Annotated in this window: 19 protein-coding genes; 8 read left to right on the top strand and 11 right to left on the bottom strand. The window is 65.7% G+C overall.

Translation table 11 applies throughout. The annotated features are described in order from the left end of the window. Nucleotides 1-203: 203 nt before the first annotated feature. The 3 genes from rpsT to mutM form a co-directional block, all read right to left on the bottom strand. Nucleotides 204-473, bottom strand: coding sequence for a 30S ribosomal protein S20 (rpsT, locus tag GL279_RS04445; RefSeq protein ID WP_155063401.1), 270 nt, complete (start codon nt 471-473; stop codon nt 204-206). A 144-nt stretch (nt 474-617) separates the two neighbouring features. Next, nucleotides 618-1,394, bottom strand: a complete 777-nt coding sequence (locus GL279_RS04440; protein WP_155063400.1) for an enoyl-CoA hydratase — start codon at nt 1,392-1,394, stop codon at nt 618-620. A 149-nt stretch (nt 1,395-1,543) separates the two neighbouring features. Continuing rightward, complete coding sequence (gene mutM / locus GL279_RS04435; RefSeq protein WP_155063399.1) at nt 1,544-2,389, bottom strand: bifunctional DNA-formamidopyrimidine glycosylase/DNA-(apurinic or apyrimidinic site) lyase; 846 nt, start codon at nt 2,387-2,389, stop codon at nt 1,544-1,546. A 96-nt stretch (nt 2,390-2,485) separates the two neighbouring features. Here mutM and ubiE point away from each other — a divergent pair, with 96 nt between their 5' ends. The 4 genes from ubiE (at nt 2,486) to GL279_RS04415 (ending at nt 7,516) form a co-directional block, all read left to right on the top strand. Beyond that, on the top strand, nt 2,486-3,238 hold the full coding sequence (ubiE, locus tag GL279_RS04430) for a bifunctional demethylmenaquinone methyltransferase/2-methoxy-6-polyprenyl-1,4-benzoquinol methylase UbiE (RefSeq protein WP_155063398.1): 753 nt from the start codon (nt 2,486-2,488) through the stop codon (nt 3,236-3,238). A gap of 1 nt (nt 3,239) precedes the next feature. Then, a complete protein-coding gene (gene ubiB, locus GL279_RS04425; RefSeq protein WP_155063397.1) occupies nt 3,240-4,772 on the top strand; it encodes a 2-polyprenylphenol 6-hydroxylase in 1,533 nt (510 codons plus the stop codon). 53 nt (nt 4,773-4,825) lie between these two features. Next, nucleotides 4,826-5,638: a TIGR00282 family metallophosphoesterase gene (locus tag GL279_RS04420; protein WP_155063396.1), complete on the top strand. Its 813-nt coding sequence runs from the start codon at nt 4,826-4,828 to the stop codon at nt 5,636-5,638. Between the two features lie 99 nt (nt 5,639-5,737). Then, nucleotides 5,738-7,516 (top strand): SLC13 family permease, encoded by a 1,779-nt coding sequence (locus GL279_RS04415; RefSeq protein ID WP_155063395.1) that lies wholly within the window; start codon nt 5,738-5,740, stop codon nt 7,514-7,516. A 173-nt stretch (nt 7,517-7,689) separates the two neighbouring features. Here the strand turns inward: GL279_RS04415 and olsA are convergent, their stop codons facing one another. The 3 genes from olsA to GL279_RS04400 all read right to left on the bottom strand — a co-directional run bounded on the left by olsA (nt 7,690) and on the right by GL279_RS04400 (nt 9,663). Further along, the gene (gene olsA, locus GL279_RS04410) at nt 7,690-8,556 is read right to left on the bottom strand and encodes a lyso-ornithine lipid O-acyltransferase (RefSeq protein ID WP_155063394.1); all 867 of its coding nucleotides are present in this window, start codon (nt 8,554-8,556) and stop codon (nt 7,690-7,692) included. Then, entirely contained in the window at nt 8,553-9,338 is a 786-nt protein-coding gene (olsB, locus tag GL279_RS04405; RefSeq protein WP_155063393.1) for an L-ornithine N(alpha)-acyltransferase, read from the bottom strand. Before olsB ends, olsA begins: the two co-directional genes overlap by 4 nt. Nucleotides 9,339-9,486: 148 nt before the next feature. Then, nucleotides 9,487-9,663, bottom strand: a complete 177-nt coding sequence (locus GL279_RS04400; RefSeq protein ID WP_155063392.1) for a DUF3553 domain-containing protein — start codon at nt 9,661-9,663, stop codon at nt 9,487-9,489. Between the two features lie 39 nt (nt 9,664-9,702). Between GL279_RS04400 and GL279_RS04395 the strand changes: the two genes are divergently transcribed. Beyond that, on the top strand, nt 9,703-10,356 hold the full coding sequence (locus GL279_RS04395) for a histidine phosphotransferase family protein (protein WP_155063391.1): 654 nt from the start codon (nt 9,703-9,705) through the stop codon (nt 10,354-10,356). Nucleotides 10,357-10,415: 59 nt separating this feature from the next. Here the strand turns inward: GL279_RS04395 and parE are convergent, their stop codons facing one another. Next, nucleotides 10,416-12,386 (bottom strand): DNA topoisomerase IV subunit B, encoded by a 1,971-nt coding sequence (gene parE, locus GL279_RS04390; protein WP_155063390.1) that lies wholly within the window; start codon nt 12,384-12,386, stop codon nt 10,416-10,418. A gap of 330 nt (nt 12,387-12,716) precedes the next feature. On the opposite strand from parE, the gene ppk2 reads away from it, so the two are divergent. Further along, the gene (ppk2, locus tag GL279_RS04385; RefSeq protein WP_155063524.1) at nt 12,717-13,655 is read left to right on the top strand and encodes a polyphosphate kinase 2; all 939 of its coding nucleotides are present in this window, start codon (nt 12,717-12,719) and stop codon (nt 13,653-13,655) included. 12 nt (nt 13,656-13,667) lie between these two features. Here the strand turns inward: ppk2 and GL279_RS04380 are convergent, their stop codons facing one another. The 4 genes from GL279_RS04380 to GL279_RS04365 all read right to left on the bottom strand — a co-directional run bounded on the left by GL279_RS04380 (nt 13,668) and on the right by GL279_RS04365 (nt 18,153). After that, entirely contained in the window at nt 13,668-14,837 is a 1,170-nt protein-coding gene (locus GL279_RS04380) for a dipeptidase (RefSeq protein ID WP_155063389.1), read from the bottom strand. Nucleotides 14,838-14,993: 156 nt separating this feature from the next. Then, nucleotides 14,994-16,853 (bottom strand): M3 family oligoendopeptidase, encoded by a 1,860-nt coding sequence (locus tag GL279_RS04375; protein WP_155063388.1) that lies wholly within the window; start codon nt 16,851-16,853, stop codon nt 14,994-14,996. A 72-nt stretch (nt 16,854-16,925) separates the two neighbouring features. Next, nucleotides 16,926-17,864, bottom strand: coding sequence for an alpha/beta fold hydrolase (locus GL279_RS04370; protein WP_155063387.1), 939 nt, complete (start codon nt 17,862-17,864; stop codon nt 16,926-16,928). Between the two features lie 4 nt (nt 17,865-17,868). Beyond that, a complete protein-coding gene (locus tag GL279_RS04365; RefSeq protein WP_155063386.1) occupies nt 17,869-18,153 on the bottom strand; it encodes an SCP2 sterol-binding domain-containing protein in 285 nt (94 codons plus the stop codon). A gap of 57 nt (nt 18,154-18,210) precedes the next feature. Here GL279_RS04365 and GL279_RS04360 point away from each other — a divergent pair, with 57 nt between their 5' ends. Together GL279_RS04360 and GL279_RS04355 are read left to right on the top strand one after the other, a co-directional pair. Then, the gene (locus tag GL279_RS04360) at nt 18,211-18,909 is read left to right on the top strand and encodes a tetratricopeptide repeat protein (RefSeq protein WP_155063385.1); all 699 of its coding nucleotides are present in this window, start codon (nt 18,211-18,213) and stop codon (nt 18,907-18,909) included. Beyond that, nucleotides 18,909-21,869: a helicase-related protein gene (locus GL279_RS04355; RefSeq protein ID WP_155063384.1), complete on the top strand. Its 2,961-nt coding sequence runs from the start codon at nt 18,909-18,911 to the stop codon at nt 21,867-21,869. Before GL279_RS04360 ends, GL279_RS04355 begins: the two co-directional genes overlap by 1 nt. Nucleotides 21,870-21,878: the final 9 nt, after the last annotated feature.

Raw genomic sequence — 21,878 nt, 5'->3', positions numbered from 1 at the left:
ACGCTCCGCCGACAACTGATCTTCGCGCTTGACAGAAAATTAGCCGCTCGAATCTGGTTGGCGACGCGCGGCGCGCGCCCCTCGCAACATATTGTTACTCAACGGCTTTTTTGGCCGTTACAGAAGAGATGAAGCGCGCTCCGGTGGAGCGCGCTTCAATATGATCGTCCGTAAGTTGCTTAATTGTCGCATAAGCCTGCGGATCAGGCGGTGGCCAGCGCCTTCACGCGCGAGGCCAGACGCGAGATCTTGCGCGAGGCGGTGTTCTTGTGGACCACACCCTTGGTCACACCGCGCATCAGCTCGGGCTGGGCGGCTTGCAGGGCGTCCTTGGCAGCAGCAGCGTCGCCCGAGGCGATGGCTTCTTCGACCTTGCGCAGATAGGTGCGGATGCGCGAACGGCGCGCCTTGTTCACGGCAGTGACGCGCTCGATCTGGCGTGCGCGCTTCTTGGATTGGGGCGTATTGGCCATGGCTCTTGTCTCTTTCTGTTGTTGTTCGTGACGCAAAGCCCATGGCACCGTCCGGAACGGACAGTCATGTTTCTTGCCTTAAGCGGGCCCACGCGCATGTATCGGCGGCCTATACAGCCAGCCGACCCCGATGCCAAGCCCAAACTAGCGGTCGCGGAACTGCGGCTCGCGTTTTTCCAGGAATGCGGCCATGCCTTCCTTCTGGTCCTCGGTGGCAAACAGCGCCTGAAAGCTGCGCCGCTCCGACAAAAGCCCCTCGCGCAGCGTGGTCTCATAGGCGCGGTTGACGGCCTCCTTGGCGGCCAAAAGCGCGATCTGGCTCTTCTCGGCGATCTTCTTGGCCACGGCCAGCGCCTCGGCCACCAGTTTGGTCGCCGGCACGACCCGGCTGACCAGACCTGAACGTTCCGCCTCGGCCGCATCCATGAAGCGCCCGGTCAGATGCATGTCCATCGCCTTGGACTTGCCGACAAAGCGGGTCAGCCGCTGCGTGCCGCCGATACCGGCCATGACGCCAAGGTTGATCTCGGGCTGGCCGAACTTGGCATTGTCGGCGCAGATGATGAAATCGCAGGCCATGGCCAGCTCGCAGCCGCCCCCTAGAGCATAGCCCGACACTGCGGCGATCACCGGCTTGCGGGTCGCGGTGATGCGGTCGAAATCGGCGCCGAACAGATCCCCGGTATAGGCCTCGACATAGGTCTTGCCGGCCATCTCCTTGATGTCGGCGCCGGCGGCAAAGGCCTTTTCGCTGCCGGTCAGCACGATGCAGCGCACCTTGTCATTGCGGTCGGCCTCGCTCAGCGCGCCAGCCAGCTCGCCGACCAGCTGCGAATTCAGCGCGTTCAGCGCCTCGGGCCGGTTCAGCCGGATCAGCGCGACATAGTCTTCGATTTCGACGGTGATGGTCTGGTAAGCCATGAAAACCTAGCCTTTCGCGGTGAAGCTGAAGCGGAGTGTTAACAAATGCGCGGCCCATAGGCCAGCACCTGTGCCGCGCCAGGCTCCGTGGCGCCCTCGCGCCGGGCTTTCATCATTTCCCAAATACCCCCGCCGGAGGCACCGGCCGCTCAACCCTGACAAAGCGGGCAGAAAAAGCTCGACCGCCCCGATTGCACGATCCGCTGCACACTGCCGGCACAGCCGGGAGTCGGGCAGGGCGCCCCCTCGCGGCCATAGACGCGAAAGGAATGCTGGAAATAGCCCAGCTCGCCCGTCGCCTGACGATGGTCGCGCAGGCTCGATCCGCCGGCGGCGATGGCTTCGGTCAGCACCGCCTTGATTTCGCCGACCAAAACCGCGACCCTCTCGGGCGTGACCTCGCCCGCCGGGCGGGTGGGGGCAATGCCGGCGCGATGCAGTGCCTCGGACACATAGATATTGCCCAGACCCGCAACGATGCGCTGGTCCAGCAGCGCCGCCTTGACCGGGCTGCGCCGCCCGGCAAAGGTGCGCGCCAGCACTTCGGCGGTAAAGCCCGCGTCCAGCGGCTCGGGCCCCAGATGCGCCAGCAGCGGATGCTCGGCCCCGGGCGCGATCAGATCGACCATGCCGAATCGCCGCGCGTCGTTGAAGGTGATGCGCGTGCCCAGATCGTTCCAGAACACCACATGGTCATGGCGCGGCAGCACCGCCGGGTCGCGGTGGAACTCGCCCTGCGACTGGCCCTCGATCAGCATCCGCCCCGACATGCCCAGATGCAAAAGCAGGCTGCCGCGATCCTCCAGGTCGGCGAGGATGTATTTCGAGCGCCGGCGCAGGCGCGTGACCCGCGCCCCGGTCAGCACCTGCACCAGATCCGGCGGCAGCGGCCAGCGCAGATCGGGGCGGCGCGCCTCGGCCCGGGCGATGATGCGGCCTTCAAGATGCGGCGCAAGGCCGGTGCGGACGGTCTCGACCTCGGGCAGTTCGGGCATGGGCGTTCCATTCGTCGCAGGGTGCGGGCGCGTCTGTGGTGGCGCGCGCCGCCGATAGCGACTATCTGTGCGCGAAACGACGGATGGACAAGCACGATGACCGACGACAGCAGCAAGGAAACCCATTTCGGCTTTCGCACCGTGGCCGAAAAGGACAAGGCCGGGCTGGTCCATGGCGTGTTCTCGCGCGTCGCCTCGCGCTATGACGTGATGAACGATCTGATGAGCGTGGGCATCCACCGCGTCTGGAAAACCGCGATGATGGACTGGCTGGCGCCGCGCGACGGTCAGCACCTGCTCGACGTGGCCGGCGGCACCGGCGACATCGCCTTCCGCTTTCTGCAACGCGCCTCGGGCGCGCGCGTCACCGTCTGCGACATGACCGAGTCGATGCTGGTCGAAGGCCGCAAGCGCGCTGAGGCCGGTCGTCTGGCCGACCGTCTGGCCTGGGTCACGGGCGATGCCATGGCGCTGCCCTTTGCCGATGAAAGCTTCGACCGCTACACGATCAGCTTTGGCATCCGCAACGTCACCCGCATCCCCGATGCCCTGGCCGAGGCGCGCCGCGTGCTGAAACCCGGCGGTCGCCTGATGGTGCTGGAATTCAGCCAGATCCCGGTGCCGATGCTGCAATGGGCCTATGACCGCTACAGCTTCAACGTGATCCCGGTCATGGGGCAGGTCGTCGCCAATGACCGCGACAGCTACCAGTATCTGGTCGAATCGATCCGCAAGTTCCCCGATCAGGAGACCTTTGCCAGCATGATCCGGCAGGCGGGCTTTGGTCGCGTGCAATATCGCAACCTCTCGATGGGGATCGCCGCGCTGCATTCCGGCTGGAAGATCTGAGATGCGCGGACCGCATAATATCTGGCGGCTGATCCGCACCGGCGCCACTTTCGAGCGCACCGGCGCCATGGCCGTGGCGCTGGACGCAGTCGAGGCGCCCCGGCGTGTGCGCATCGCCGCCCGCATCCTTGGCTGGCCCTTTGCCTGGCTGGGCTACAAGGGCGATCCGGCGCTGCCTCCGGTCACCCGCGCCATCACCGCGCTGGGGCCGGCCTATATCAAGTTCGGCCAGATCCTTTCGACCCGCCCCGATGTGGTCGGCCCCGAACTGGCCGAGCAGCTGTCGATGCTGCAGGACCGCCTGCCGCCCTTTGATCAGGCGCAGGCACGCCGGATCGTGACCGAGGATCTGGGCCAGCCGGTCGAGGCGCTGTTCAGCGAATTCTCTGAACCGGTGGCGGCGGCCTCGATCGCGCAGGTGCATCGGGCGCGCCGCGCCGATACCGGCGCCGAGGTCGCGGTCAAGGTGCTGCGCCCCAAGGTCGAGGCCGGGTTCCGCCGCGACATCGACGCCTTCCATTTCGCCGCCGGCATGATCGAGCGGCTGTCGCCCTCGTCGCGCCGGCTGCGGCCGCAGGATGTGGTCAGCCATTTCGAGTCGGTGGTCACGGGCGAACTGGACCTGCGCCGCGAGGCGGCCAATGCCTCGGAATTCGCCGAGAACACCTCGGGCGATGCCGGCATGCAGGTGCCGCGGCCGCATTGGCATCTCAGCTCGCGCCGGGTGCTGACCAGCGACTGGGCCGAAGGCATCCCGATGGGCGATGTGGCTGCGCTGCGGGCAGCGGGCCATGACCTGCCGGCGCTTGGCGGCCGGGTGCTGCAACTGTTCCTGCGCCACGCGCTGCGCGACGGCTTCTTTCACGCCGACATGCATCAGGGCAACCTGAAGGTCGCCGCGAATGGCGATGTGGTGATCTATGATTTCGGCATCATGGGCGAAATCGACGAATACACCCGTCGCGTCTATGCCGAGATCCTGATGGGCTTTATCCGCCGCGATTACATGCGCGTGGCGCGGGTGCATTTCGAGGCGGGCTATGTGCCGCGCGACCGAGACATGACCGAATTCGCCCGCGCCCTGCGCGCCGTGGGCGAGCCGATCTTTGGCGCCGACGCCAGCCGCATCTCGATGGCGAACCTGCTGGCCTATCTCTTCGAGGTGACCGAGCGCTTTGGCATGCGCACCCGGACCGAGCTGATCCTGCTGCAACGCACCATGGTCGTGGTCGAGGGCGTGGCGCGCAGCCTTGATTCGCAGATCAACATGTGGGAGGTCGCCCGGCCCGTCGTGGAAAGCTATATCCGCGACAATCTCGGCCCGCGCGCCGCCATCCATGATCTGGGTCGCTCGGCGCAGGTGCTGGCCCGATTCGCGCCGCTGCTGCCCGAGTTTCTGGAACGCCGCATGCCCGAGCTTTTGCGCGAAACTCCCGCCGAGGCCGCGCCGCGCCGTTCGGGTTTCGCCCGGGGGTTGGTCTGCGGCGCCGCAATCGCGCTGGCATCGGCGCTGATTGGCGCATGGCTGGCATGATCCGCGCCCCGGGGGCTTGATCGCCCCCGGTCTTTGGCCTAGCGCCTGCGGTCATGCGTATTCTTTATCTTGGGGACGTGATGGGCCGCGCCGGCCGTCGCGCCATTGCCGAAGGGCTCGGGCCGCTGAAACAGCGGCTGGGCGTGGATTTCACCATCGTCAACGGCGAGAACGCCAGCGGCGGCATGGGGCTGACCGGCGCCCATGCCCGGCTGATCCTCGAGGCCGGCGCCGATTGCGTCACGCTGGGCGACCATGCCTTCGACCAGAAAGAGATGCTGTCCTTTATCGAGACCGAGCCAAGGATCATCCGGCCGCTGAACTTTTCCAAGGCCGCGCCCGGTCGTGGCGCGCGCGTGTTCGAGGCGACGCGGGGCCGCAAGGTGCTGGTGGCACAGATCCTGGGTCAAGTCTTCATGAAGCGGCCCTTCGATGATCCGTTCTCGGCCATCGAAGCGGTGCTGAAATCACATCCTCTGGGCGGGCTGGTGCAGGCCAGCGTGGTCGATATCCATGCCGAGGCGACCAGCGAGAAAATGGCCGTCGGGCATTTCTGCGATGGTCGCGCCAGTCTGGTGGTCGGCACCCACACCCATGTGCCCACCGCCGATACGATGATCCTGTCGCGCGGCACCGGCTATCAATCCGACGCCGGCATGTGCGGCGACTATGACAGCGTCATCGGCATGGACAAGGCCGAGCCGCTGCGCCGCTTCCTGACCGGCATGGCCTCCGAGCGTTTCACCCCGGCCGAGGGGCCAGCAACCCTGTGCGGCGTTCTGGTCACCACCGACGACCGCACCGGCAAGGCGGTCGAGATCCAACCGGTGCGCGAGGGTGGGCGGTTGATCGCCTCTCCGGCCTAGGCGGGCAGGGCATTTGCCGCTTTCCCTTGCGGCATTGCGAAAAATTATTCTATTACCCACCGAAAGGGCCGTGATTTAGCGGCAGCCGAGGGACAATCCATGCTGGGTTTTCAACTGACGGGCACCAGTGCAGCCGTCGCGATGCTGGTCATCACCACCGTCATGTTCGTCGAGTTCATCCGCGAAAAGCACCCGCCCGAGGTCGTGGCGATCGGCACGGCGGCCGCGATCCTGTTGCTGGGCCTGTTGCCGGTCAAGGACGCGGGCGAGGTGCTGTCGAACTCGGCACCATGGACCATCGCCTTCATGTTCATCATCATGGGCGGGCTCCTGCGCACCGGCGCGGTCGAGATGATCTCGACGGTCTTTACCCGCAATGCCGCCGAACGTCCGATCTTCAGCATCTGCACCACCTTAGGCTTCCTGATCTGCGCCTCGACGATCATGAACAACACGCCGCTGGTGGCGGTGATGATCCCGGTGATGATCCAGCTCGGGGTCAAGGCGCGCATCGCCTCGTCCAAGCTATTGATCCCGCTTAGCTATATGACGATCCTGTCGGGCATGATCACGCTGATCGGCACCTCGACCAACCTTCTGGTCGATGGCGTGGCCCGCAATCAGGGCATGGCGCCCTTTACCATCTTCGAGATCGCCCCGGTGGGCATCGCCGTCACCTTGGCCGGCATCGTCTATTTCGCCACCGTCGGCTGGCGGCTTTTGCCCAACCGCACCTCGCTGGCCGGTTTCCTTGGCGGGCGGCGGCAGATGAAATATTTCACCGAGGTCGCCATCCCCGAGGATTCCTCGCTGGTCGGCCAGAACGTCAATGAGGTGCCGATCTTCAAGCGCGACGCGGTCCGGGTGATCGATGTGCTGCGCGGTGATGCCTCGCTGCGGCGCAATATGGCCGAGGTGGTGCTGCAGCCGGGTGACCGGGTGGTGCTGCGCTCGGAAATGCCGGACCTGCTGGAGATGCAGGCGAACAAGAACTTCCAGCTGGTCGACAAGCTCAGCTCGGTTGCGACCGACACGGTCGAGGTGCTGATCTCGCCCGGCGCGCGCATGATCGGCCGGCGGCTGGGCGACCTGCGCCTGCGCCGCCGTTACGGCGTCTATGTTCTGGCCGCGCATCGCCGCAGCCAGAACATTGGCCGTCAGCTTGACGATCTCGAGGTGCGCGTCGGCGATACGCTGCTTCTGGAAGGCGCGCCCGAGGATATCGCGCGCCTTGCCGCCGACATGGATCTGGTCGATGTCTCGCGCCCCTCGGCGCGGCCCTTCCGCCGCAATAAGGCGCCCATCGCGATCATGTGCCTGCTGTCGGTGGTGTCGCTGGCGGCGCTGAACGTGGCCCCGATCATGGCGCTGTCCTTCGTCGCGGCGGCGATCGTGCTGCTGACGCGCTGCGTGGATGCCGAAGAGGCCTTCGAATTCGTCGATGCCCGGCTGATGGCGATGATCTTTGCCATGCTCGTCGTCGGCGCGGCGATGGAATATACCGGCACGGTCAACATGGTGGTTGACTACTTCGCGCCTTGGCTGCGTGGCATGCCACCGTTCATGACCCTGATCGCGGTCTATTTCCTGGGCCTCGTGATGACCGAGGTGCTGTCGAACAACGCTGTGGCGGTGTTGCTGACCCCGGTGGCAATCGCGCTGGCGAAATCGCTGGGCCACGATCCCCGTGCCTATGTGATCGCGGTCATGTTCTCGGCCACTGTCGCCTTTGCGACGCCCATCGGCTACCAGACCCACCTGATGGTCTATGGCCCCGGCGGCTACAAGTTCAGCGACTTTCTCAAGGTCGGCATTCCGCTGGACATCATCTGCGGCATCGTTGCCTGCCTGACCATCCCGCTGTTCTGGCCGCTCTGAAATCCCGCGGGCAGCTCCAGTTGGTCTGCCGCATGGGTATTTGTGAAATGGTGAAGGGCGCGGGGGCGTCCCGGCATTTCCAGCCTCGCACAACGTCACGCATTCACCATTTCACAAATACCCATGCGACGGCTGCAATTGCGCGGGGCTTGTGGATTATAGGGGCGATTGCTTCAGCCGGCCACGAAACCACTGCGGACGGCGGCTTCGGCCTTGGCGGCAAGGGTCTTGCGGGTTTCGCCTGCGACCGGGATCGGTGCGTGCAGGCGCACCGTCACACGGCCTTGGCGGGGCTGGGCTAGGATGGCCAGCAGATGTGGTCCCAGCCCCATGTCGGCAAACCAGCCGTAAAAGCGCGGGTCGCGGCCCGGTGGGGCCTTATAGATCGCCGTCATCGGCTGGACGGCCAGATCCTTGGGCAGTTCGGGGGCGAGAAAGCCCTGAAACAGGGTCGGCTTGAAGGGCAGCACGCGGCGACCGTCCGTGCTGGTGCCTTCGGGAAAGAACAGCAGGCGGTGGCCGGCCGCGGTGCGCTCGGAGAATTCGCGCGCCTGTGCGACGGCGAGTTTCGGGTCGCGGGTCACGAAATGCGTATTGGTCACCCGGGTCAGGATATTGATGCCGGGCCAGCCCGCCACCTCGGATTTGGCCACGAAGAACACCGGCATCGCCGCGTTCAAAACCAAGATGTCGAGCCAGCTCGAGTGGTTCGCGACCACCGCGCCGGGGCCGGTCATCAGGGCGCCTTCGCGGTGCCAGTTCAGGCCGAGGATCCACAGGCACAGCCGGCAGACGCCTTGCACCCAAAGGCCGGTCAGCGGGCGGCGCGGGCCGCAGAACAGGTGCTCGGCCGCGCGCAGCGGCAGGATCAGCAGCACCCCGAACCCGAGGACCGAGAGGATGCCCAGCCCGCGCGTGGCGACCAGCAGCCAGCCGAGCGGGGTAATGGCCGGCAGGTCCGGCGTCTCATCCAGCCAGCGGCCTGCAGGGGAGGCCGGGTGAGTAACCGGGGACGCCTGTTCGGCACTGCCGCGCGTCATTGCGCCTGCCAGCGGGTTTCGTAGAACTTGCGATGTTTTTGGGACATGGCGCCGGTGTCGAGCATCAGGAACACATCGGTGGTGTTGAACGGATGGTCCAGATAGGCGCCTTCGCCGATGATGCCGCCCATGCGCAGATAGGCCTTGATCAACGGTGGCATCGCCGTCATGGCGGTGCGGCGGTCCAGCGCCTCGGCCGGGACCAGATCCATGCGCTGATAACCGTCGGGGCGGGCCTTGGGGCGCAGGGATTCGGGGGCAAGGTGATGGTGATGCAGCCAGCTCAGCGGCTGGGCCAGCGCCTGGGCATCGGTGCCATGGAACGAGGCCACGCCGAACAGGATCTGGTAGTCGCCGTCCAGCACGTAATCGGCCAGCGCGTTCCACAACAGGAACATGCCGGTGCCGCCGCGAAATTCGGGGTCGATGCACGAGCGACCGAGTTCCAGCACCGAGCGTTCCGAGCGGCGCAGCGGATCAAGGTCATATTCGGCGTCGCAATAGAAGCGCCCGAAGGCCGCGGCGCGATCGCCCGGCAACAACCGGTAGACGCCGACGACATGATCCAGGCTTTCGGGATCGCGGCGGCGGTCAACCAGAACCAGATGATCGACCACCGGGTCGAATTCATCGCACTCCAGCCGACGCTGGTGGTCGACCAGCGCGCCGTCGCCGCCCAGCTCTTCGACAAAGACGCGATAGCGCAGCCGCTGGGCGGCCAGAAGATCGACGGGATCAGTCGCGAGCCGGATCTCCAGGGGCGAGGTTTCGGGGGTCGTCATCTTTGGAAGTCCGGCCAGAATGTTGTGAAGCCTGCCTGTGTCTAGGCGTCTGCCGGCTGCAATGCAACCTGCCGCGACGCAGGACCGGCTTCGATCATTTTAGAGGAATTGACACACGCAAAAGTTGTAATACACTGCAGGGCATCGCTCAGGAGCGATCCGTGACCAGTTCCAGGTTGACATGGCGGCCATCGACCACCTGCTTGCCGGCGTGGGTGAAGTTCACCGTGATGCGATCTCCGATCCGGGACTGCACCTGACCGGTGCCCCAGTCCGGGGCGCCGGGATGGCGCACGATCATTCCTGGTTCAAGTATCTCATTCATGTCGCGGCTCCGGTTGCGGCGCAGCAAGGCTAGACTTCTATGGACGATCTGACAATCCGCCGCGACGCCTCGCAACCCGGTCCCCTGGCCCCCGAGGCGCTGGCGGCGCTGGTCACCTCGCGGCTGTGCCATGATCTGGTCTCGCCTTTGGGTGCCATCGGCAACGGGCTGGAGCTGCTCATGATGTCGGGCGATTTCGCCGCCGGCGCCACCAGCCCGGAATTTGCCCTGATCACCGAAAGCGTCGAGGCGGCGCGGGCCCGGCTGCGCTGTTTCCGCATGGCCTTTGGTCATGCCTCGACTGATCAGCGCATCAGCCTGTCCGAACTGTCGGCGCTGCTTTCTGATGTGGAACGGACCGGCCGGCTGCGCCTGCGCGCCGAGGCCGAGGGCGACCTGCCGCGCCGCGAGGCCCGGCTGATCATGCTGGCGCTGATGTGTCTGGAAACCGCCATGCCCTGGGGCGGTGGTGTGCTGGTCTGTCGCGGCGCCTCGGGCTGGCGTCTGGTGGCCGAGGCCAGCCGCACCAAGCGCGATCCGGCGCTGTGGTCATGGCTGGACGGCAGCGCCCCCAGCCGGTCCGAGCCGGGCCCCTCCGAGGTGCATTTCGCGCTGCTGGCCGGGTTTGCCGGGCGCGAGGGCCGGGTGCTGGCATGGGAGCTGGACGAAACTGGCGGTGAGATTTCGTTCTAGGCCGGGCGCGGCCTGATGGGACCCGGCGGCCCGGTTGGGTGGGCCGCCGCAATCGTGGTTCAGACGTCCAGTTCCTCGGTATCGGCGAATTGCGCGTTTTCCTGAATGAACTGGAAGCGCAGCTCGGGTTTCTTGCCCATCAGCCGCTCGACCAGATCGCCGGTTTCGCCGCCCTCGTCCTCGTCGATGGACACCCGGATCAGCTTGCGCGTCCTGGGGTTCATCGTCGTGTCCTTCAGGTCCTTGGCGTCCATCTCGCCCAGACCCTTGAAGCGCTGCACGTCGATCTTGCCCTTGCCACCCAGACCCTTGGCCAGCATCGCCTCTTTTTCGGCATCATCGGCGACATAGATGCGGTTCGCGCCCTGCGTCAGCCGGTAAAGCGGCGGGCAGGCCAGATACAGATGCCCCTTGTCAATCAGGGGCCGCATCTGGGTAAAGAAGAAGGTCATCAGCAAGCTGGCGATATGGGCGCCGTCCACGTCGGCATCGGTCATGATGATGATCTTGTCATAGCGCAGATCATCGACGTTGAAGCGTGTGCCCATGCTGACGCCAAGCGCCTGACACAGATCATTGATTTCCTGGTTCTGGCCCAGTTTCGAGCTGGCCGCGCCCAGCACGTTCAGGATCTTGCCGCGCAAAGGCAGCAGCGCCTGCGTGGTGCGTTCGCGCGCCATCTTGGCCGAACCGCCCGCCGAGTCGCCCTCGACGATGAACAGCTCGGTGCCCTCGCGGTTGGTGGCCGAGCAATCGACCAGCTTGCCGGGCAGGCGCAGCTTTTTCGTCGCGGTCTTGCGCTGGGTTTCCTTTTCCTGCTTGCGGCGCAGCCGTTCCTCGGCGCGCAGCACCAGAAAATCAAGGATCGCGCCGGCGGATTTGGTATCGGCCGCCAGCCAGTTGTCGAAATGGTCGCGCACCGCGCCCTCGACCAGCCGCTGCGCTTCGGTCGTGGCCAGCCGGTCCTTGGTCTGGCCGACGAATTCCGGCTCGCGGATGAAACAGCTGACCAGCGCGCAGCCGCCGGTCAGCAGGTCGTCGCGGGTGATGTTGGCGGCCTTCTTGTTGTTGGTCAGCTCGCCATAGCCGCGCATGCCCTTCAGGATCGCCGACCAGAATCCGGCCTCATGGGTGCCGCCCTCGGGGGTGGGGACGGTGTTGCAATAGGACTGGATGAAGCCGTCGCGCGCCGGTGTCCAGTTGATCGCCCAGTCCACCTTGCCGGGGACGCCGAATTTCTCCTTGAAATCCACGCTGCCCGCAAAGGGCTGGTCGGCATAGGTCGAACTGCCGGTCAGCTGTTCGGACAGGTAATCGGCCAGACCGCCGGGAAAGTGGAACACGGCCTCACGCGGGGTCTCGCCATCATCGATCTCGGATTTCCAGCGGATCTCGACGCCCGAGAACAGATAGGCCTTGGACTTGACCATCTTGACCAGCCGCGCAGGCTTGAAGCGGTGATGGCCAAAGATCTGCTCATCGGCATGGAAGGTGACGGTGGTGCCGCGCCGGTTCGGGGCGGCGCCGATCTTTTCGACCGGCCCCTGCGGGATGCCGCGCGAAAAGCTTTGCTGGAACAGTTCCTTGTTGCGGGCGACCTGCACCACCATGCTGTCCGAAAGCGCGTTCACGACCGAGGCGCCGACGCCATGCAAACCGCCCGAGGTCTGATAGGCATCGCCCGAGAACTTGCCGCCCGCGTGCAGCGTGCACAGGATCACCTCCAGCGCGGATTTGCCGGGGAATTTCGGATGCGGGTCGATCGGGATGCCGCGCCCGTTGTCGCGCACGACGACGCTGAAATCGGCCAGCAGTTCGACCTCGATGCGGCTGGCATGGCCCGCCACGGCCTCGTCCATCGAGTTGTCGAGGATCTCGGCCACCAGATGGTGCAGCGCGCGTTCGTCGGTGCCGCCGATATACATGCCGGGGCGCTTGCGGACCGGCTCAAGCCCTTCCAGCACCTCGATGGACGCGGCGGAATAGCTGTCAATGGCCTTGTCCGAGGTCGGGAAAAGATCGTCTGCCATGTCGCCTGCTCGTCTTGTTCTTCTGGGCCGGCCTTATCTCATGGCCGGGCGGGGCGGGGCAAGGGAAAGTGGCGGCCGATGCGCGCAGACCAAGGGCTTGTGGTTTCAAGGGCCGGCAATTGCCGCCAATCGCCGCTTGTTGATCTGAATCAAGGACGGTCGCGATCAATTCATCTAATATGAACAAGGTTTGATGTGTGGGGCGAGGGGACGCGGATGGACGAGAACAGTGTTGATGTTGTGAGCAATCCCGGCGCGCCAGTTGACCAGTCCGGGCCGTCTGGCACGGCCAGCGATCCTGCCGTGGCCGAACTGGACGCGCCTCAGGACATGACCCAAGGCTTGGTTCAGGGCATGGCTCAGCCCGTGGCGGCCCGCGCGCCCTCGGGCCCGCGCCATTTCCCCAGCGCCAGCCCCGATCAGGTCCGGCTGGCCTTTGAAACCGGGCGCTACCCCTATGGCCGTCGTATGGGACGCAGGACCTATGAGGCCGAAAAGGCGCAGCTGCAGGCCGAACTGTTGAAGGTGCAGATCTGGGCGCAGGAGACCGGGCAGAAATTCGTCATCCTGTTCGAGGGCCGCGACGCCGCCGGCAAGGGCGGCACGATCAAGCGGTTCATGGAACATCTGAACCCGCGCTTTGCCCGGGTGGTGGCGCTGAACAAACCCTCGGAGGTCGAGCGCGGGCAGTGGTTCTTTCAGCGCTATATCGGCCATCTGCCGACCGCGGGCGAAATGGTGTTCTACGACCGCAGCTGGTATAACCGCGCCGGGGTCGAGCGGGTGATGAACTTTTGCTCGCCCAGCGAATATCTGGAATTCATGCGTCAGGCCCCCGAGTTCGAGCGCATGCTGGTCCGCTCGGGGATCCGGCTTTACAAATACTGGTTCTCGGTCAGCCGCGACGAACAGCGCGCCCGGTTCACCGCGCGCGAAACCGATCCGCTGAAGCGCTGGAAACTGTCGCCGATCGATCTGGCCAGCCTTGACCGCTGGGACGACTATACCGAGGCGAAAGAGGCGATGTTCTTTTATACCGACACCGCCGACGCGCCCTGGACCATCGTCAAGTCGAATGACAAGAAACGCGCCCGGCTGAACTGCATGCGGCATTTCCTGTCGACACTGGACTATCCTGACAAGGACCTGTCGGTGCTGCAACCGGCCGATCCGCTGATCGTCGGCCACGCGAGCCACGTGCTGCACCAGTCCGAACATGTGCTTGGCAGCTCGCTGCACCGCGGCCCAAGGCCGCATGCCGCCGGCTAGATCCGGGCGGCGCTACAGATTCGCGCGCAGATAGCGGATCATATTGCCGCCCATGACCTTTTCGATCTGCGCATCGCTCAGCCCGGCGTCGATCAGCGCCTGCGTCAGCCCCGCCAGATGCGCGACATCAAAAGGCGCATCGACCGAGCCGTCGAAATCCGAACCCAGCGAAACGTGATCCTCGCCGACAAGGGCGATGGCAGCCTTGATCGCGGCCGCGATATCGGCAGGGGTCCTGCCGCAGACCACATCGGCCCAATAGCCGATGCCGATGACGCCGCCTTTGTCGGCGATGGCCTTGACCAGATCGTCGGGCAGGTTGCGGGGGCTGGGGCATTGGCCATGGATGCCGGTATGCGACAGGATCGGCCGGGTGCCGGGCATGGCCAGCACATCGCGCACCAGTTGCGGGCTGGCATGGGCAAGGTCGATGATCATATGCCGCGCCTGCATTTCGCGGACGACCTCGCGGCCGAACGCGCTGAGACCGGTGCCCGTGCCGCCCGCGCCATGCAGGCTGCTGCCCAATTCGTTGTCAAAGAAATGCGTCAGCCCGATCAGCCGGAAACCCGCCCCGTAAAGCACCCGCAGATTGGCAATATCTCCCTCCAGCGGCTGACCGCCCTCGGCACCCAGAATGGCCCCGACCGTGCGCGCACCCGCGCGGCGCGCGGCCAGAAGCGCGTCCAGATCCTCGGCCGAGCGGATCACCTGCAGCGCCTGCGGCGCCGCCTCGGCAGCCCGATTCAGGGCAGCGGCCTGAACCAATGCCCGCTCCTTGAGGCTGAACCAGCTGGGCAGGGGGCGCAGCTGGCCGATGAACAGCGGCGTGATATTGTCCGGCGCCTCGGCGCTGTTATGGGCATAATTCTGGCCGCGCGGGCTTTTGGTGACAGTGGTAAAGACCTGCACTGCGACATTGCCCTCGGCCAGTCGCGGAATGTCGACATGAGCGCGATCAGAACGTTTCAGCAGATCACGATTCCAAAGCAGCGAATCCGCATGCCAGTCGCCGATCACCAGCCGGTCATGCAGCGCCTGCGCCCGTGCCGAAACCGGCCAGCCCCCAGCCGGGCCGGTCACCGGATTCAGCCGTCGCTCGATCCAGGCGGGCCCGAACCAGACGACCAGCCCGCCCGCGACCAGGGCCAGCGCAAACGCGGACAGCAGGATGCGGCGCAATAGGCGGATCGTGGTCTCTCCTCGATAAAGGGGGCTCTGCCCCCGTCGCTTCGCGACTCCCCCGGGATATTTGGACACGAAAGAAGGCGCGTTTCTTTCGTGCCCAAATATCCTCTGGGGGTCCGGGGGGCGAAGCGCCCCTGGTGGCGGCAGTCGTCAGCTTTCCATCGCTTCCAGTTCGTCGATCAGCTTTTCGATCATCGACAGGCCCTTGTCCCAGAAGGCCGGGTCCGAGGCGTCGAGGCCGAAGGGGGCCAACAACTCCTTGTGGTGGCGCGAGCCGCCGGCCGAGAGCAGGGCGAAGTATTTCTCCTGAAAGCCGGGCAGGCCGTCCTCATAGGCTGCGTAAAGCGCGTTCACGAGGCCATCGCCGAAGGCATAGGCATAGACGTAGAAGGGCGAGTGCACGAAATGCGGGATATAGGTCCAGAAGGTCTCATAGCCCGGCATGAATTCGAACGCATCGCCCAGCGATTCGCCCTGCACGGACATCCAGAGAGCGTTGATGTCTTCGGGGGTCAGTTCGCCCTCGGCGCGAGCGGCGTGCAGCTTGCATTCGAAATCGTAGAAGGCGATCTGGCGCACGACCGTGTTGATCATGTCCTCGACCTTGCCGGCGATCAGCGCCTTGCGCTGCACCGGGTCGGTGGTCTTCGCGAGAAGCGCGCGGAAGGTCAGCATCTCGCCAAAGACCGAGGCGGTTTCAGCCAAGGTCAGGGGCGTTGCGGCCAAGAGCTCGCCCTGAGTTGCTGCCAAGCGCTGGTGGACGCCATGGCCCAGCTCATGCGCCAGCGTCATCACGTCGCGCGGCTTGCCGAGGTAGTTCAGCAGCACATAGGGATGCACCGTGGTGACGGTCGGATGGGCAAAGGCGCCCGGAGCCTTGCCGGGTTTCACGCCGGCATCGATCCAGCCGTGGTCGAAGAAGGGCTGCGCCAGATCGGCCAGTTTCGGCGAGAAGCCGGCATAGGCGTCCAGCACGGTTGCGCGGGCCTCGGGCCAGCGGATGTTGCGCGGGTTCTGACTGGGCAGCGGCGCGTTGCGGTCCCAGACCTGCAGCTTGTCGAGGCCCAGCCATTTCGCCTTGAGCCGGTAGTAGCGATGCGACAGGCGCGGATAGGCGGCCGTCACCGCGTTGCGCAGCGCCTCGACCACCTCGGGCTCGACATGGTTCGACAGGTGCCGGCCCATCTGCGGCGTCGGCATCTTGCGCCATTTGTCCTCGATCGCCTTTTCCTTGGCGAGCGTGTTGTGGATGCGGGCAAAAAGCTTGATGTTCTGGCCAAAGACCTTGGCCAGCGCGCGGGCGCCGGCCTCGCGGCGGGCGCGGTCGTGGTCGGTCAGCAGGTCCAGCGTCGCCTCGATGCCCAGCGTCTCGCCCTCGACCTCGAAGGTCAGCCCGGCGGTGGTTTCGTCAAAGAGCCGGTTCCACGCGGCGGCGCCGACGACGGAATTGTCGTGCAGGAAACGCTCCAGCTCATCGGACAGCTGATAGGGGCGCATGGCGCGCATGCGGTCAAAGACCGGCTTGTAGCGGGCCGGACCTTCGGGATCGGCGAAAATCTCGGCATAGCGGTCGTCCGAGATGCGGTTGAATTCCAGACTGAAGAAGACCAGTCGCGTCGTCGCCTGCGTGATGCGGTCCTGCAGGTCGCCCATGAACTTGGCGCGGCCGGCGTCGGTGGTGTTCTGGTAATAGCGCAGCCCGGCATAGGACATGATCCGGCCGCCCAGCACATCGATCTGTTGATAGCGTTCGATGCATTCCAGCATCCGGGCGCCGTTCAGCGAGGCCAGACGCCCCTCGTAATCGCGGGCAAAGCTGGCGCAGGCGGCCTCGAGGGCTGCAACATCCCTGGTCAGCTCCGGCGAATCGGGCGCGGGGTAAAGGTCCGAGAGATCCCATTCCGGCAGGGCGCCGAGATCCACGGCATCGGCATCGGCGGCGACGGGCAGGGCGTTCTCGTCGCGCGTCAGGCTGGCCGGGAAAAACGGGAGGGCTTGGAAAATCGTCATGATCGATCCTTTCGGTTGCCCAAGATGTGACGGTTCGGCGCCCCGGCTTCAAGTCATGCCGTGATCGGAGGTTCAGGCAGCGGCGTGAAAATGCCCGATCATTGCTGTCAGGAAGGCGTCGCGGATCGCCGCGCGCTCCATCATCGGTTCATGCCGGGATTCGGGCAGCTCCAGCAGGCGGGCGCCGGGCCAGCTGGCCACGCGCTGGCGGATCGCCTCGGCCGAGATGATGCGGTCCTGACCGCCCAGCCCGACCAGCAGCGGCAGCGGCAGTGCCTCAAGCGCGGCCAGCCGTCGGCATTCGTCCAGCGCCCCCGAAAGCCAGCGATAGGTGGCGCCGCCGATGGTCTGTTCGGGCCATGCCGCCGCCTCGGCGACCAGACGGCCCCAGACCGTGCCGTCGCCGGTCAGCAGATTGTCAAGGAAACCCTGTTTCAGCACGAAGGGATCGAACCCGCCCGAGCCCGGCGCGATCGCCTGCAGGCGGCCGGTGTGGCGCGAGATCACGATCATTGCCCGCGCCAGCCGCGTCATCAGTTGCGACAGGCCCAAGCCCCACATCGGCGCCGAGAACACCGCCGAGCGCACCGGCAGCCCGTCATGCAGCGCCGCAAGGCCGATGGCGCCGCCCATGGAATGGGCCAGCAGATGCCACGGCTGCGGCAGGGCCAGCTCCTGCGCCGCAACCACCAGTTCGATCACGTCGCGCTGATAATCGGAGAAATGCGCGACATGGCCGGGGCGGGGGTCGTCCAGCAGGCGGTCGGACATGCCCTGTCCGCGCCAGTCGATGGTCATCACATCCAGCCCGGCCGCATTCAGGTCCAGCGCCAGACGGTTGTATTTCTCGGCATATTCGGTGCGGCCGGTGAACAGCAGTACCGAGGCCGACGCCCCGCCCGCGGCCCAATGCGTGGCGCGCAGGCGGGTGCCGTCATCGGCCCGCAGCCAGAAGGCGCGGGCCATGGGAAGGGGATCACCCGGCAGCGTGTTGAACGGCGCGGGTGTCATTGGCTCAGCTCAGCAGTGCGCCCAGCTTCATCGCCGTGCCCATCGCGCCATCGACTTTCAGCTTGCCGGTCATGAAGGCCATGGTCGGGTTCACATCGCCCGACAGCAACCCCTCGAAGGTTTCGCGGCTGGCGGTCAGCGTCACCTCGGCCTCGTCATCGGCGGCCCGTGCGCCGTTGCCGTCGATATAGACCGCGCCCTCGCCCTCGATCACGAATTTGGCGGTTCCGTCAAAGCCCTTGGCTTTGGGGTCCAGTGCGGCCACGGCGGCCTCGACAACCTTGCTCATAAGTGTTCTCTCCGAGTGAGTCTGGAAATGGATTGGCGGGAAAGTTACATAGAGGTTATGCGCTGGCCAGTCCCCCATTTCCACATTGCCGTGACGGCAGGGTTAATCCTGGGCCTGGGCTGTGGCTTCCATGTCCTTGCCCGGCCGGCGCCGCTGCCGCTGCGGGTGCAATCCGATGCGCCGACCGTGCCCGCGCCCGATGCTGATCCGGCCGAGGAAGCCCCCGCCATCGAGCCCGCCGTTCCGAGCGAACCCACGCGCGAGGCCCGTCTGCGCGAGCGCGAGGATCTGAATGCGCTTTTTGCCGAGCTGGCCCAGCCGGACGGCGAGACATGGGCGCGCGCCGAAAGCGATATCCTGCGGATCTGGTCGCGCTCGGGTTCTGCCAGCATGGATCTTTTGGCCAAGCGCGGCGAGGCGGCGATGGATGCCGGCGACAACCGCGCCGCCATCGAGCATCTGACCGCCTTGACCGATCATGCCCCCGATTACGCGAATGGCTGGTATCTGCTGGGCGTGGCCTATTATCTGGACGGCGATCTGGGCCCGGCGGTCGCCGCCATGGCCGAGGTGCTGAAACGCGAGCCGCGCCATTTCGGGGCCCTGACCCAGCTTGGCAGCATGTTCGAGGAATTGGGCGACAATGCGCGCGCGTTGCAAGCCTATCGCGCCAGCCTCAAGATCCACCCGCATCAACAGGATGCGCAGGATGCCGTGACGCGGCTGGAAGAACTGACCAAAGGCACGGACGCCTGATGAACGACAAATCCCGGGTTACCGCCGTGTTGGGGCCGACCAACACCGGCAAGACGCATTACGCCATCGAGCGGATGCTGGCGCATCGCACTGGCGTCATCGGCCTGCCGCTGCGGCTTTTGGCGCGCGAGGTCTATGACCGCATCGTCAAGGCGCGCGGCCCCAGCGTCGTGGCGCTGGTCACCGGCGAGGAACGCATCGTCCCCGAGCGGGTGCAATATTGGGTCGCCACCACCGAAGCCATGCCCGAGGTCGGTGCCGATTTCGTTGCCATCGACGAGATCCAGCTTTGCGCCGATCCCGAGCGTGGCCATGTCTTTACCGACCGGCTGCTGCATATGCGCGGTCTGCATGAAACCCTGCTGCTGGGCAGCGACACCATGCGGCCGGCCATTGCCGCGCTGGTGCCGGGCGTGCAGTTCATGCGCCGCGAGCGGTTTTCCAGCCTGTCCTGGGCCGGCTCGAAAAAGATCAGCCGGATGCCGCCGCGCTCGGCCATCGTGTGCTTTTCCGTCGACGAGGTCTATGCCACGGCCGAGCTGATCCGCCGGCAAAAGGGCGGCTGTGCCGTGGTCATGGGCGCGCTGTCGCCGCGCACGCGCAATGCGCAGGTGGCGATGTATCAGAATGGCGAGGTGGATTTTCTGGTCGCGACCGATGCCATCGGCATGGGGCTGAACCTCGACATCCGCCATATCGCCTTTTCCTCGACCGAGAAATTCGACGGCCGCCGCTATCGCCCGCTGTTCCCGCATGAGCTGGGCCAGATCGCCGGCCGCGCCGGGCGCCATACCGAGCCCGGGACCTTTGGCGTCACCGGCGATGCCAGCCCCTTGGACGAGGGGCTGATCGAGGCGATCGAGAACCACCGCTTCCAGCCGATCAGCCGGCTGATGTGGCGCAATGCGGCGCTGGAGTTCGGCACGGTCGAGCGGCTGATCGCCAGCCTTGAAACCTCGCCCCAGACCGAATGGCTGACCCGCGGGCGCGAGGCGGACGATCTGCGCGCGCTGAAGGCGCTGACGGTGATGCCCGAGATCCGCGACCGTCTGGCCCATCCCAAGGACGTGCGCCTGCTGTGGGATGTCTGCCGGATTCCGGATTTCCGCTCGATCTCGCCGGTCGAACATGCGACGCTGCTGGCGCGGATCTTCGGCTTTTTGCAAGAAGGCGGCGTGCCGCGCGGCTGGCTGGCCGAACAGGTGACGCGCATTGATAAAACGCAAGGCGATATCGACACATTGTCGAAACGCTTGGCATATATACGGACTTGGACCTATGTCGCGCAGCGTTCCGGCTGGGTTTCCGATGAAAGCCATTGGCGCGCCGAGACGCGCGCTGTAGAAGACCGACTGTCGGACGCGTTGCACGCGGCACTGACGCAAAGATTCGTTGACCGGCGCACATCCGTGCTATTGCGCCGGCTCAAGCAAAAGGAGAGCCTTTTGGCCGAGGTGAACGACAAGGGCGAAGTGACGGTCGAGGGCGAATTCGCCGGCCGTCTTGAAGGATTCCGTTTCCGCACCGATCCCAGTGCAACCGGGGACGAGGCCAGGATGCTGACCCGCGCCGCCTATGAGGCGCTGAAACCCGAGTTCCATCTGCGGGCTGACCGGTTCTACAACGCGCCCGATACCGAGCTGGACTTCACCGAGCAGGGCGGCCTGATGTGGGGCAGTTCGGCCGTGGGCAAGCTGGTCAAGGGGGCCGAGGCTTTGAAGCCCGGCGTCGAGCCCTTCGTCGACGAAGAGGCCGGCCCCGAGATCGCTGAAAAGGTGCGCCGCCGGCTGCAGCATTTCATCGACCGCAAGGTCGCGACCGCCTTCGAGCCGCTTTTGGCGCTGAAAAATGACGAGACGCTGATCGGGCTTGCGCGCGGTTTCGCCTTCCGTCTGGTGGAATCGCTGGGCGTGCTGCCGCGCGAGAGCGTCGCCAATGAGGTCAAGGAGCTGGATCAGGATGCGCGCGGCTTGCTGCGCAAGCATGGCGTGCGCTTTGGCCAGTTCACCATCTTCCAGCCGGCGCTGCTGAAACCGGCGCCGACCCGGCTGCGGCTGGTGCTTTGGGGGCTGGATCAGGGTCTGGGCGAGTTCCCGGAAAGCCCGCCGCCGGGTCTGGTGACGATCCCGAACCTGCCCGACGTGCCCAAGGGCTATTACACGCTGTCGGGCTATCACCCGGCGGGCGATCGCGCCATCCGCATCGACATGCTGGAACGGCTGGCCGATATGCTGCGCAGCCATGACAGCCGCGCCGGTTTCGAGGCAACGCCCGACATGCTGTCGATCACCGGCATGACGCTGGAACAGTTCTCGGGGCTGATGCAGGGGCTGGGCTATCGCGCCGAAAAAGCCGAGCGTGCCAAGACCCGCGCCGTGGCCGCCCCTGTGGCCGAACCCGTGCCCGAGACCGCCGATCACGAGCATCCGCTGACCGAAGAGGAAAGCGTGCTGGCCGCCGAGACCCGCGCCAAATGGGAGGCCGAGCAGGCCGCCCGCAAGCAGGCCGAAGAGACCGAGGCCGGCGAGGCCGTCGAAGGTGCCGAGGCTGCTGCCCCCGAGATGGAGGTGTTCTACACCTTTACCTGGGCGCCGCGTCCGCGTGCGCCGCGTCGCGAACCGCGTGGTGAGCGCCCGGCCGGCGAACGGCAGGAACGTGGCCCCCGTCAGGGCGGCGGTCCCCGCGATGGCCAGCGCGACGGTCAGCGTCAGGGCGGCCCGCGCGAGGGCCAGGAAGGCAAGCCGCGTTTCGAAGGCAAGCGCCGCGAGGAATCGCGTGGCGAGGGCGGCGAGCGCGGTCCCAAGGGTAAGCCGCGTCACGACGGCAAGGGCAAGCCGCGCGGTGAGGGTGGCAAGAATTTTGCTCCCAAAAGCTTCGAGGCCCGCCCGCCGCGTCAGGAAAAGAAGGCGGATCCCGACAGCCCCTTCGCTATCTTGGCTGCGCTGAAGAACAAGACGTGAGCCGCGCCG

This window comes from Paracoccus limosus, assembly GCF_009711185.1.
GTDB lineage: Bacteria > Pseudomonadota > Alphaproteobacteria > Rhodobacterales > Rhodobacteraceae > Paracoccus > Paracoccus limosus.
Note: the sequence above shows the minus strand (reverse complement) of the source record. Positions and strands in the feature narration are given on the sequence as shown.

Excerpts from the sequence above, each read along its gene's own strand:
- olsB (WP_155063393.1), bottom strand. The coding sequence starts at position 9,338 with ATGACGACCCCCGAAACCTCGCCCCTGGAGATCCGGCTCGCGACTGAT.
- GL279_RS04365 (WP_155063386.1), bottom strand. The coding sequence starts at position 18,153 with ATGAGCAAGGTTGTCGAGGCCGCCGTGGCCGCACTGGACCCCAAAGCC.
- GL279_RS04370 (WP_155063387.1), bottom strand. The coding sequence starts at position 17,864 with ATGACACCCGCGCCGTTCAACACGCTGCCGGGTGATCCCCTTCCCATG.
- parE (WP_155063390.1), bottom strand. The coding sequence starts at position 12,386 with ATGGCAGACGATCTTTTCCCGACCTCGGACAAGGCCATTGACAGCTAT.
- GL279_RS04375 (WP_155063388.1), bottom strand. The coding sequence starts at position 16,853 with ATGACGATTTTCCAAGCCCTCCCGTTTTTCCCGGCCAGCCTGACGCGC.
- GL279_RS04420 (WP_155063396.1), top strand. The coding sequence starts at position 4,826 with ATGCGTATTCTTTATCTTGGGGACGTGATGGGCCGCGCCGGCCGTCGC.
- GL279_RS04360 (WP_155063385.1), top strand. The coding sequence starts at position 18,211 with ATGCGCTGGCCAGTCCCCCATTTCCACATTGCCGTGACGGCAGGGTTA.
- ubiB (WP_155063397.1), top strand. The coding sequence starts at position 3,240 with ATGCGCGGACCGCATAATATCTGGCGGCTGATCCGCACCGGCGCCACT.
- GL279_RS04440 (WP_155063400.1), bottom strand. The coding sequence starts at position 1,394 with ATGGCTTACCAGACCATCACCGTCGAAATCGAAGACTATGTCGCGCTG.
- GL279_RS04400 (WP_155063392.1), bottom strand. The coding sequence starts at position 9,663 with ATGAATGAGATACTTGAACCAGGAATGATCGTGCGCCATCCCGGCGCC.
- mutM (WP_155063399.1), bottom strand. The coding sequence starts at position 2,389 with ATGCCCGAACTGCCCGAGGTCGAGACCGTCCGCACCGGCCTTGCGCCG.
- GL279_RS04355 (WP_155063384.1), top strand. The coding sequence starts at position 18,909 with ATGAACGACAAATCCCGGGTTACCGCCGTGTTGGGGCCGACCAACACC.
- GL279_RS04395 (WP_155063391.1), top strand. The coding sequence starts at position 9,703 with ATGGACGATCTGACAATCCGCCGCGACGCCTCGCAACCCGGTCCCCTG.
- GL279_RS04415 (WP_155063395.1), top strand. The coding sequence starts at position 5,738 with ATGCTGGGTTTTCAACTGACGGGCACCAGTGCAGCCGTCGCGATGCTG.
- ppk2 (WP_155063524.1), top strand. The coding sequence starts at position 12,717 with ATGACCCAAGGCTTGGTTCAGGGCATGGCTCAGCCCGTGGCGGCCCGC.
- rpsT (WP_155063401.1), bottom strand. The coding sequence starts at position 473 with ATGGCCAATACGCCCCAATCCAAGAAGCGCGCACGCCAGATCGAGCGC.
- ubiE (WP_155063398.1), top strand. The coding sequence starts at position 2,486 with ATGACCGACGACAGCAGCAAGGAAACCCATTTCGGCTTTCGCACCGTG.
- olsA (WP_155063394.1), bottom strand. The coding sequence starts at position 8,556 with ATGACGCGCGGCAGTGCCGAACAGGCGTCCCCGGTTACTCACCCGGCC.